Origin of the sequence: Massilia sp. TWR1-2-2 (assembly GCF_049897565.1) — a bacterium.
GTDB lineage: Bacteria > Pseudomonadota > Gammaproteobacteria > Burkholderiales > Burkholderiaceae_D > JAFCUW01.
In genome coordinates this window covers 210,046-221,403 of the sequence record NZ_JAFCWM010000004.1, presented here as the reverse complement: position 1 = coordinate 221,403, position 11,358 = coordinate 210,046, and the positions used below count along the sequence as shown (strand labels likewise).

The 11,358-nt window shown below is 67.8% G+C and carries 8 protein-coding genes; 5 read left to right on the top strand and 3 right to left on the bottom strand.

Annotated elements, in window-relative coordinates:
• Positions 1–39: 39 nt before the first annotated feature.
• The 3 genes from ACP7DD_RS05975 (at position 40) to ACP7DD_RS05965 (ending at position 2,585) form a co-directional block, all read left to right on the top strand.
• Positions 40–162, top strand: coding sequence for a hypothetical protein (locus ACP7DD_RS05975; RefSeq protein ID WP_426173783.1), 123 nt, complete (start codon positions 40–42; stop codon positions 160–162).
• An 82-nt stretch (positions 163–244) separates the two neighbouring features.
• Complete coding sequence (locus tag ACP7DD_RS05970) at positions 245–1,492, top strand: DEAD/DEAH box helicase (protein WP_426173782.1); 1,248 nt, start codon at positions 245–247, stop codon at positions 1,490–1,492.
• A 349-nt stretch (positions 1,493–1,841) separates the two neighbouring features.
• A complete protein-coding gene (locus ACP7DD_RS05965; protein WP_426173781.1) occupies positions 1,842–2,585 on the top strand; it encodes a helix-turn-helix domain-containing protein in 744 nt (247 codons plus the stop codon).
• An 18-nt stretch (positions 2,586–2,603) separates the two neighbouring features.
• On the opposite strand, the gene ACP7DD_RS05960 is transcribed toward ACP7DD_RS05965, so the two are convergent.
• Both ACP7DD_RS05960 and ACP7DD_RS05955 read right to left on the bottom strand, forming a co-directional pair.
• Positions 2,604–4,436, bottom strand: a complete 1,833-nt coding sequence (locus tag ACP7DD_RS05960; RefSeq protein WP_426173780.1) for a DUF885 domain-containing protein — start codon at positions 4,434–4,436, stop codon at positions 2,604–2,606.
• Between the two features lie 101 nt (positions 4,437–4,537).
• Entirely contained in the window at positions 4,538–7,219 is a 2,682-nt protein-coding gene (locus tag ACP7DD_RS05955) for a bifunctional acetate--CoA ligase family protein/GNAT family N-acetyltransferase (RefSeq protein ID WP_426173779.1), read from the bottom strand.
• A 173-nt stretch (positions 7,220–7,392) separates the two neighbouring features.
• Here ACP7DD_RS05955 and ACP7DD_RS05950 point away from each other — a divergent pair, with 173 nt between their 5' ends.
• Positions 7,393–8,319, top strand: coding sequence for a cation diffusion facilitator family transporter (locus ACP7DD_RS05950; protein WP_426173778.1), 927 nt, complete (start codon positions 7,393–7,395; stop codon positions 8,317–8,319).
• 22 nt (positions 8,320–8,341) lie between these two features.
• Here the strand turns inward: ACP7DD_RS05950 and ACP7DD_RS05945 are convergent, their stop codons facing one another.
• A complete protein-coding gene (locus ACP7DD_RS05945; RefSeq protein WP_426173777.1) occupies positions 8,342–8,725 on the bottom strand; it encodes a hypothetical protein in 384 nt (127 codons plus the stop codon).
• 358 nt (positions 8,726–9,083) lie between these two features.
• Between ACP7DD_RS05945 and ACP7DD_RS05940 the strand changes: the two genes are divergently transcribed.
• Positions 9,084–11,309, top strand: coding sequence for a heparinase II/III domain-containing protein (locus ACP7DD_RS05940; RefSeq protein WP_426173776.1), 2,226 nt, complete (start codon positions 9,084–9,086; stop codon positions 11,307–11,309).
• Positions 11,310–11,358: the final 49 nt, after the last annotated feature.

The window sequence follows — 11,358 nt, the reverse complement described above, 5'->3', positions numbered from 1 at the left end:
CATTTTGATTATGATGGTCGTTTCACCAAGGGAATCCCGATGAAAACCCTGTTCGCCATGCTGCTTGCCTGCCTGTGCCTGGGCGCCTGCAAGGACAAGCACGAGCCGCTCAAGCCGACCGTCTCGCCGCCCGCAGTACAGGCGCCGGCGCCGGCAGTCTGACCCTGCCGCACCGTTTTTCGCACTTGTCGGCGCGCGACAGGGTAGACTGTCGCCCGTCTCTTTTCAATAGCAGGTGCTACCCATGTCGTTTGTCTCCCTCGGTCTGATCGATCCGCTCGTGCGCACGCTGGACGCGCTTGGCTACCAGACGCCGACCCCGGTCCAGGCCCGGGCCATCCCGGCCGTGCTGGCCGGACGCGACGTCATGGCCGCCGCCCAGACCGGCACCGGCAAGACCGCCGGCTTCGCGCTGCCGATCCTGCAGCGGCTGACGATGGAAGGCCAGGCGGTGCCGAACACGGTGCGCGCGCTGGTGCTGGTGCCGACCCGCGAGCTGGCCGAACAGGTGCACCAGAGCTTCCTCGCCTACGGCGCCGGCCTGCCGCTGCGCACCCACGTCGCCTACGGCGGCGTCAGCATCAACCCGCAAATGATGAAGCTGCGCAAGGGCCTCGACCTGCTCGTTGCCACGCCCGGCCGCCTGCTCGACCTGTACCGCCAGAACGCCGTCCAGTTCGACCAGCTGCAAACGCTGGTGCTCGACGAGGCCGACCGCATGCTCGACCTGGGCTTTTCGCGCGAACTCGACGCCGTCTTCGCCGCCCTGCCCGCGCGCCGCCAGACGCTGCTGTTTTCCGCCACTTTTTCCGACGAGATCCGCGCGATGGCGGGCAAGCTGCTACGCGACCCGCTGAGCATAGAAGTGAGCCCGCGCAACACGACGGTGAAGGCGATCGCCCAGTGGATCGTTCCGGTCGACAAGAAACGCAAGCCCGCGCTGTTCATGCACCTGCTCAAGAAGAAGCGCTGGGGCCAGGTGCTGGTGTTCGTCAAGACGCGCAAGGGCGTCGACCAGCTGGTCGAGACGCTCGAGGCGCACGGCGTGCCGGCCGATTCGATCCACGGCGACAAGCCGCAGCCGGCCCGCCAGCGCGCGCTCGAGCGCTTCAAGGCCGGCCACGCCAAGATCCTGGTCGCCACCGACGTCGCCGCGCGCGGCCTCGACATCGACGACCTGCCGCTGGTGGTCAACTTCGACCTGCCGATCGTGGCCGAAGACTATGTCCACCGCACCGGCCGCACCGGCCGCGCCGGCGCCTCCGGCGAAGCCGTCTCGCTGGTATGCGCCGACGAAGTGGTGCAGCTGGCGGCGATCGAAGTGCTGACCGGCCAGACGCTCGAGCGCGTCGACGAGGCCGGCTTCGAGCCCGATCACCGGGTGCCGGTCACCAACACGCGCGGCGAAGTCGTCAAGAAGCCGAAGAAGCCGAAGAAGCCCAAGGGCGACGCCCAGGTGTCGCAGGTGGACGTGCGCTTCGCCAGGCGATAATTGCGCCGCAGCTCGAAACAAGCGTGCGAAAAGTTTGAACGAAATTGGGGTCAGACCCGTTTTTAAACCGGCATTCGCACCATACCGCCGGGCTTTAAACGGGTCTGACCCCATTTATTTTTTCGCGCCGTCGCCAATGCGCCAGCAGCGATTCACCCCTAAAAAACAATCGGGGTCAGACCCCAAAGCATCGTACGCCGTGCGTGGAGCATGGCGTGGGCAATCATCGCAGGCGGTCAGCGCGATGGGGGATCAGGCCGGTTGCCTGACCCACAATGCGTAGCACTGGCAAGTTGGCAAGGGCGGCACTATACTACCGGGGCAGGCCAACTCAAACCGGGCCACGCCAATGATCAGTTACTCGCAGATCTATCCCGATGCGCAGCGGCGCAGCGCCGGCGGCATCTACTGCCGCTGCTTCGCGCTCGGGCTCGACCAGGCCGACATCGGCTGGCTCGACCACGCCGCCGGCTGCCGGCGCCGCGTCGGCCGCGACGAGCGCCTGTTCCGCATGGAGCAGCCGTTCCGTAACCTGTACGCGATCCGCTTCGGCCACTTCAAGACCTATCAGTTCAACAGCGCCGGCGAACAGCAGATCACCGGCTTCCAGATGGCCGGCGAACTGCTCGGCCTCGACGCCCTCGGCGGCGAATGCCACCAGTGCAACGCCGCCGCGCTGGAAGACAGCGAAGTGTGCGAGATCCCGTTCGCCAGCCTGGAAATGCTGTTCGCCCGCGAACCGGAACTGCTGCGCCGCTTCCACCGCATCATGGGCCAGGAAATCACGCGCGAGCAGGACCTGCTGCTGTTACTGGGTAATATGCGCGCCGAGCAGCGCTTCGCCGTTTTCCTGATCAACCTGTCGGCGCGCTACGCGGCGCGCGGCTATTCGCCGACCTGCTTCCAGCTGCGCATGTCGCGCGAGGACATCGGCAACTACCTCGGCCTGACGATCGAAAGCATCAGCCGCCTGATGTCGCGCTTCAAACAGCAGGGCCTGCTGAAAGTCGACAAGCGCGAAGTGACGCTGGTCCAGCCGGCCGCGCTCGAGGCGCTGGCGGCCGGCACCGAACACTGCAAACCCATGTCGTGAGCGCCGACGGCGCCAGCGTCAGGCCTTGCGCTGCACGGCGATCCACTGGTCGATCACCTGCGCCAGCACGTCCAGCGGCACCGAGCCGGTTTTGAGCACGACGTCGTGGAACGCCGGCAGCGAAAATGCGGGTCCCAGCGCCGCGCGCGCATGCTCGCGCAGTTCGACGATGCGCAGCATGCCGATCATGTACGCGCACGCCTGGCCAGGCCACACCACGTAGCGCTCGACTTCCTGCGCGCCGATGCCGTAGTCGATCGCCTGCTGGCGCGTCCAGCCCTTGGCGTGCAGGCCGGTGTCGACTACCAGCCGGCGCGCGCGGAACAGCTGCGAATTGAGCGCGCCGAGCAGGCCCGGCAAGTCGCCTTCGTACCAGTTGTGCTCCATCGCCAGCTTCTCGGTGTACAGCGCCCAGCCTTCCGAGTGCGCGCTGCCGCCGCCGAAGATGCGCTGGCTGCGAAAGCGCGGCAGGTCGGCCTGCTCCTGCTGGATCGCCAGCTGGAAGTGGTGGCCCGGGATGCCTTCGTGGTTGGCCAGGGTGCGCATCTTCGTCATCTCGAACTGCGGTCCGCGCAGCGGCACCCAGAACACGCCCGCACGGCTGCCGTCCGGCGCCGGCAGCGTGTAGTGCGCCGCGGCGCTCGCCTCGGTCAGCGCCGGCTCGCGCCGCACTTCCAGCGGCGCGCGCGGTCGCAGGTTGAACAGCGGCGCACTGCGCTTTTCGGCGTCGACCTCCATTGCCGCGTAGCTGGCCAGGATCTGCGCGCGCGGATCGGCGCCGGTTGGCTGCAACGTCGCGTCCAGCGCCGCCATGCGCGCCGGAATGGCGCCATCGGCAAAGCCGAGCGTGCGCAGGTGGCGGTCCATCTCGGCTTCGATGCGCGCCACTTCGCGCAGGCCGATCGCGTGGATCTGTTCTGCCGTCAGCGTGGTGCCGGTAAATCCGGCCAGCGCCTGCTTGTAGGCAGCCGCGCCGCCCGGCAGGCGCGTCACGCCGGCCACGTCGCCGCTGCGCCGATGCAGCTCGGCGAGGAAACTCTGCACACGTGCGTAAGCCGGGCGCACCTGTTCGGCAACGATGCGCGTCGCCTGTTCGACCGCGTCGGCGCGCGCCTGCGGCGTCAGGTCGGCCAGCGCCGCGCTGCGCTCTGCCAGCGCGGTGACCAGCGGATTTTGCGCCGGCGCCGGCGCCAGGAAGGTGTCGACCTGGGTCTGCGCGCGCTCGACGATGAAGCGCGGCGGAATCAGCGACTTCGCCGTCGCCGCGCGCGAGCGCACCAGCGCCTCGTCGATGCGCGCAGCCACCTGGCCGAGCCGCGCCAGGTAGGCGGGGACGTCGGCGGCGCGCCGCAGCGGGTGCAGCTGGGTCATGAACTGGACCAGCGACACGTGGGTGCCGCTCATCTGGTTGAACTCGAAACGGTAGCCGTCGAACGGCTCGCCGGCCAGGTCGTTCTCGAGCGACCAGCGCATCACCGCGGCCGACGTGCGCTGCGTCGCATCGAGCCTGGCGACGTTCCATTGTTTCAGCCGCGCCACACCGGCACGCCGCAAGGCCGAACGCTTGGCGCGCTGCTGCGCCGTCAATGGCGTCAACTGGCGGTCCAGCGCATCTTGCTGCGCGCCCGAAAAATACTGGGTGGAGGTGGCCAGTTGCGGCTCGATGCCCACCATGTCGGCGGCGAACTTGTCGGCCCACGCCGTGAACGCCGGATCGGGCCTGGTGGCCGCCGCCGCGACCGGCGCCGGCGTGAGCGCCAGCGCGTGGGGCAGCGCCCCGGCGGTCAGCACGAGCGGCACGAACAGCGTGGCAATTGCGGCGCGCAAGGACAGCCGGCGGGGGATCGACATCATTTTTCTCCTGGATGGGTAGTTCAGCAATAAGTCGCCGAATTTAACATCCAATCGACAAATACACCATCCTTCGCGCACCCGATCCCTCGCCAGGCAAGCTACTCGAGCGGCAACCGCAGGCGCATCGTGCCCTCCTCCGGCGCCGGCGTCACTTCGAAGCCGAGGCTGCGCACCAGCCGGATCACGCGGGTATTTTGCGGCAGCGCCTCGCCGACGATCTCGCGCGTGCCGCGCGAGCGGCAGTATGCGATCACCTTTTTCATCAACGTGCGTCCCAGCCCATGCCCCTTCAGGTCCGAGCGCACCGTCACGGCGAATTCGGCGGCCACGTTGTCGGGGTCGGCCACCACGCGCGCCACGCCGAGCGTTTCCGGCCGGCCGTCGGCGCCGTCGCGCGTGGCGATGAAGGCCATCTCGCGGTCGAAGTCGATCTGCGTGAAGCGCGCCAGCTGCGACGGCGTCAATTCGCGGATCCGCACGAACATCCGGTAGCGCACGTCGTCGGGCGTGAGCGCGTCGAAAAACGCCAGGTGCGCCGGCCCGTCTTCCGGGCGAATCGGGCGCAGCAGCAGTGGGCGGCCTTCGAATTCGATGCTCTCTTCCAGTTCGCGCGGATAGGGGCGGATCGCCAGCCGGTCAAGGCTGCTCGCGCGGCAGTCGGCCCGCGCCACGCGCATGCGCGCGTCGAGAGCGATCGCGCCGGTGCTGTCGGCGAGCAGCGGATTGATATCGAGTTCGACGATTTCGGGGATGTCCGACACCAGCTGCGACAGCTGCGTCAGCGTCCACAGGATCGCCTCCATGTCCGCCGGCGGCCGGCTGCGGTAGCCGGCCAGCAGCTTGGCCACCCGCGTGCGCCCGATCATGTCGCGCGCCAGCACCGTGTTTAGCGGCGGCAGCGCAACGGCATGGTCGCCCGTCACCTCCACCGAGATGCCGCCCTGGCCGAACAGGATCACCGGGCCGAATACCCGGTCGGTGGCAGCGCCGACGATCAGCTCGACCGCGTCGGGCCGGCGCGCCATCTGCTGCACCGAAAAGCCGTCCAGCCGCGCGTCCGGCTGCAGTTCGGCCAGCCGCTTCTGCATGCGCTGCGCCGCCGATCGCACCGCCTCGGCCGAATCGAGATCGAGCGCGACGCCGCCGACGTCCGACTTGTGCACCACCTGCTGCGAGACGACCTTGACCGCCACCGGAAAGCCGATCTCGATCGCCGCCGCGGCGGCCTGCTCGATGTCGGCGGCCAGCCGGGTCTGCACCACCTCGATGCCGTAGGCGGCAAGCACCGCCTTCGCTTCGGGCTCGGCCAGCTGGCTGCGCCCCTCGGCCAGCGCCGCCTGGACGATGCCGCGCGCGCCGATGCGGTCGGCCTCGAAGCCGTTGCAGGCCGACGGCGGCACCTGCATCAGCAGGTTCTGCGCCTGGCGGTAATGGACGATCTGCAGGTAGCCGTTGACCGCGTCTTCCGGCGTGTCGAAGGTCGGGATGCCGGCCTCGAAGCAGATGCGGCGCGCTTCCTCCACCGCCTCGCCGCCCAGCCAGCACGCCAGCACATTGCGCGAGGCCGCCTTGGCCAGCGGCGCGATGGCGCGCGCGATGTCCGCGCTCGGCACGATTGCAGTGGGCGCGTGGATGAACAGGACCGCATCGCACTGCTCGTCGGCCAGCAGCAGTTCGAGCGTTTGCACGTAGCGCTGGGCCGGCGCATCGCCGATGATGTCGACCGGGTTCGCATGCGACCAGGTCGGCGGCAGCAGCTCGCCCAGCCGGGCGAGCGTGTGCACCGACAGCGTCGCCATCTTGCCGCCGCCGGCGACCAGCGCGTCGGTCGCCATTACGCCTGGCCCGCCGCCGTTGGTCATGATCGCCAGCCGCTCGCCGTGCAGCGGCCGCGCGTGCGCCAGCGTTTCGACCGCCGCGAACAGGTCCTCGGTGGTGAGCACGCGCAGCATGCCGGCGCGCCGGAAGGCGCAATCGTAGACGTCGTCGGCGCCGGCCAGCGCGCCCGTGTGCGAGGCCGCCGCGCGCGCCCCTTCCGGCATCCGGCCCGCCTTCAGCACCACCACCGGCTTGCTGCGCGCCGCCGCGCGCGCGGCCGACATGAACTTGCGCGCCTGCCGCACGTCCTCCATGTACATCAAAATGGCGCTCGTCTCGCCGTCGCTGGCGAGGTAGTCGAGCACATCGCCGAAATCGACGTCGGCGCTGTCGCCGAGCGAAATGAAGCGCGAAAAGCCGATGCCGCGGCTGCGCGCCCAATCGAGCACGCCGGTCACCAGGGCGCCGGACTGCGACACGAACGCCAGCTTGCCCGGCAGCGCATTGGTATGGGCGAAGCTCGCGTTCAGGCCGATGCCCGGCACCAGCAGGCCGACGCAGTTCGGCCCGAGCAGGCGCAAGATATACGGGTGGGCGGCGTCGAGCGCGGCCTGCTGCAGTGTGCGCCCGCGCGCGTCGCGCTGCGCCGACAGGCCGGCCGTCAGGATGATCGCGGCGCGGCAGCCGCGCTCACCTAGCTGGCGCACGATGCCCGGCACGGTCGCCGGCGGCGTGCAGATGATCGCCAGCGCCGGCGCCTGCGGCAACTCGGCCACGCTGGCGTAGCAGCGCATGCCGGCCACTTCCCGGTGCTTCGGGTTGACCGCGTAGATCGGTCCCGTGAAGCCGGCGCCGGTCAGGTTGCGCAGCGCCGTCGCGCCGACGCTGCCGGCGCGCTCGGAGGCGCCGATCAACGCCACCGACGCCGGCGCGAACAGGTGCTGCAAGTTGCGAACGCTCATCGCACATCCTTCGCTGGTAACAGATGACCCAATATACCGGATCGCGCGCGCCGCCGGCGATCCGTGCTACTTCATCAGCAGCGCCTTGTTACACTCGTCGTTCGCAAGCGCAATCAAAGGACATCCCAATGGCGGCGGAACCATCGCAATACCCACGGCGCGACCTTGCCACGATGCCAGACAATCGCGGCACCAGGAAAGTGATCTATGCCGCCATCGTCGCCAACCTGGCGATCGCCGCGGCCAAATTCGTCGTCGCGGCGATCACCGGCAGCGCGGCAATGGCGGCCGAAGGCGTCCACTCCGCGGTCGACACCGGCAACGAAGCGCTGCTGCTGATCGGCGAGAAAAGCGCCAACCGCCCGCCCGATCATGCGCATCCTTTCGGCTACGGCAAAGCGGTGTATTTCTGGGCGCTGATCGTCGCGCTGTCGGTGTTTTCGCTCGGCGGCGGCCTGACCATCTACCACGGCGTGCACGGCCTGCTGCACCCGGAGCCGCTCGGCGATCCGCTGTGGAACTACGTGGTGCTCGCCATTGCCTTCGTGTTCGAAGGCTATAGCTGGAACCTGTCGCGCCTTGGCCTGAACAAGGCGCGCAAGGACGGCGACAATCTGTGGCAGACCGTCCGCGCCAGCAAGGACGCGTCGGTATTCGCCGTGTTCATCGAGGATTCGGCCGCGCTGCTCGGCCTGCTGGTGGCGGCCGCCGGCATCGCCCTTAGCCAGTGGACCGGCAATCCGCTGTTCGATCCGGCCGCCTCGGTCGTCATCGGCCTGCTGCTGGTGGGCGCCGCCTTTACGCTGGCGCGCGAGACCGGCGACCTGCTGGTGGGCGAAAGCGTCGGGCACGAGGAAACCGGCGCGCTGCGCGACATCATCTGCGCCGATGAGGCCATCGGCAAGGTCGAGCGCGTGCTGACCATGCAAATGGGACCGGACGACATCCTGGTGACGGCGTCCGTGCAGTTCAGGCGCGGCATGCGCATCGACGAAGTCGAACATGCCATCGAGCGCCTCGAAAACACGGTGCGCGCGCATAACCCGGCGGTGCGTACCCTGTACTTCGAATCGGCGGCGCTGCGCTCGTCGCTGCGCTGAGCGCGGCGCGCCGCTGCCGTCGTTACGCGGCCGGCCCGAGCTGCGCCGGCAGCGCCCTGAGCGCGGCCGACTGCGCGCCAAGGTCGCGCACCACTGCGCGCGCCAGGCAGGCCGAGTGTTGCCTGACGACCTGCATGTCGAGCACCTCGTCGGTGCCGAGGCCGCGCAACAGCACCGCCTCTTCCAGTTGGCTCACCTTCAGCGCGGCGACAATGCCGCGCGCACGGGTCGGCGCCATGCTGACAAAACGCAGGCGCAAGCGCTTGTCGAGCACGAACGTGCCGCCCACCAGCGTGTCGATGCCCACATCAAAAATGACGTGGTTGATCACCGCCGTGGCGCGAATGACAACGTGCGCCTGGCTGGGCGGCTTGGGCGACCAGAAGCGCTGTAACAATTTTTTCACGACTCCCCGGCTTTCTTGTTGTTTGTTATTAAACAACTCTAGCCCATCTGGGTGCGCATCTCCACCAATAACTTGTTTTCTTGTCCACTTTGACGGCAACGTGCGGTAATTGAACAACAACGGCTGGCAAATCTTGCCCTATCAGCTTTTCAGCAGGTGCGAAATGTCAGGCTGTCCACCTCGCCGGGTCAAATTGAAACAAGCTGTAAAAACAAGAAACCCGACACGGATGTGCCCGTTATGTTTCAGCCCTGAATTGCCTGAAAATAATTGATTGAACGGACTATTTTTAGCACGCAATAAAAAAATGCGCCGCGACGATGGCATTCCCTCATCATCCTCTGGAGCTTTTACAGATATGAAAGTGTCGTACTGGCGCGTGATCCTGCTCTCTTCCTTGCTGGCGGCCGGCGCCGCCGACGCCGACTGGGCCCGGTCGAGCGATCCGCTGGTGGTCAAGCCGCACCCGGCCAATGGCGACAGCCAGCCGCAGAACCCGCCGGGCTTCACCTGGGCGCGCCACGCGTCCGGCCCGGCGTCCTACGAAGTAGAAATTCTCGCCGCCGGTGCCACCGCGCCGACCCGCGTGACGGTCGAGCGCAACTGGTACCTGCCGGCCAAGGCCTTGCCGGACGGGAACTATACATGGCGCGTGCGCCCGGTCAATTCGACCGATTGGTCGAGCCGCCGCGGCTTCGCCATCAACGCCCGCTCGACGCGCTTCGAAGTGCCCGACAACGCCAGCCTGCGCGCGCGCATCCTCCAGAAGCCGCGGCCACGCTCGCTGCACGCGTCGCTGGTGCCGGTGTCGCAGTGGGACGACACGCGCCGCTCGCGCTACGAGCCGTACGTCAGCCGCATGGCCAACGAAGTGACGGCGCAGATCACCGCGCTGCCGGCGCTGTCGGACTCGCGCTGGGCGCTGTCGATCGCCGCGCCGCTGACGCAATCGATGGTCACCCAGCAGAACGAGGTGCGCGCCCGCATCAACGAAGCGAGCCGCCAGCTGCAGGCAGCGGCGCTGATGTACCGCCTCAAGGGCGAGCAGCTGTACCTGACCGAGGCGCTGCGCAAGGGCGACCAGCTGGCCGCGCTCAATCCGAAGGGGCCGACCAGCTACGTCAACCAGGACCAGGCGACGCGCCAGATCGCGCTGTCGCTGATCAAGGCCGTCGACGTGCTCGGCGCCAGCGTCGACGCCACCCGCAAGGCGCGCTGGCTGGCGGCGGTGACGGCGCGCACCAACGAAATCTACGCCAACCTGGCTGGCAACAACGGCCGCCTCGACCAGTTCCCGTTCGACTCGCACGGCAACACCAGCCTCGTTTTCGTCGTGCTGATCTCGACCCTGGCGCTGGGCGACATTGCCGACGCGCAGAAGTGGTTCGATTTTTCGTTCCGCGCCTACGCCAACGCGCCGTCGCCGTGGAGCGGCGAAGAAGGCGGCTACGCCAACGGCACCGCCTACGCCGAATACACCGCCGGCTACATGGTGGCGCTGTGGGACCCGCTGGTCAACGCCACCGGCGTCAACTTCTACGAAAAGCCCTGGACGCTCGGCTTTCTCGACTACGCCACCCAGTTCACCCCGCCCGGCACCCGCACCCACCTGTTCGGCGACGGCTCCGACACCGTGCCCGACACGCGCGTCTTCAACGCCTTCGCCTCGCGCATGACGTCGCCGCGCGCGGCCTGGTACAAGCGCAGCCTGGGCGGCAGCGAAGACACGCTGACCTTGCTCGAGGCGCCGTATCCGATGCCGGTGGCCGGCGCCGCGTACGAAGCGCCGCCGCCGAACGCATCGTACTTTCCCAGCATCGGCTGGACCGCGATGCACAGCGACGTGACCTCGCCGTCGCGCACCTCGTTCTACTTCAAGTCGAGCCCCTACGGCTCGTTCAGCCACAGCCACGCCGACCAGAACTCGTTCATGTTGTCGGTCGCCGGCCAGCCGCTGCTGACCAAGGCCGGCTGGTACGACTGGTTCGGTTCGCCCGCCTGGAACAACTGGTACAGCCAGACCCGCTCGACCAACGCCATCACCTTCGACGGCGGCAAGGGCCAGGACAACAGCGGCTACCGCGAACAGCTCCAGCGCAACGGCAGGATCACCAGCTTTTCGACGCAGCCGACCTGGGACTACGCCGAAGGCGACGCCACGCCCGCGTATGCAGGCAAGCTGCGCTCGGCCAAGCGCCAGGTGTGGTACCTGCGCAGCCAGAACGCGGTGCTGGTGCGCGACAAGATATCGGCAAGCGCTGCGCACACCTACGAGTTCAACCTGCATGCGCCGGCCAACATCGTGGCCGGCAATTCGGCCAACGTCAGCATCAGCGCCGGCGGCCAGTCAGTATGCGTGCGCTCGCTCGGCGCTGGCGCCGCGTACGAAGCACGCACCGGCTACGCGCCCAAGCCCGGCACCGTCGAAGGCCACGGCGCCTTCACATTGAAGAACGACGGCATGTCCGATGCCGAATTTCTGGTGCTGCTCGATGTCGGCTGCAAGCGCCCCGTGGTGACGATTACGCCAGGCGGCAGCAGCCGCACAGTGAAGATCGGTTCGCAGACGGTGATCGTGTATTAGCAGCGGCGCTGAAAAAACGACGGCGGACCTCGGGCCGCCGCTTTTTTTG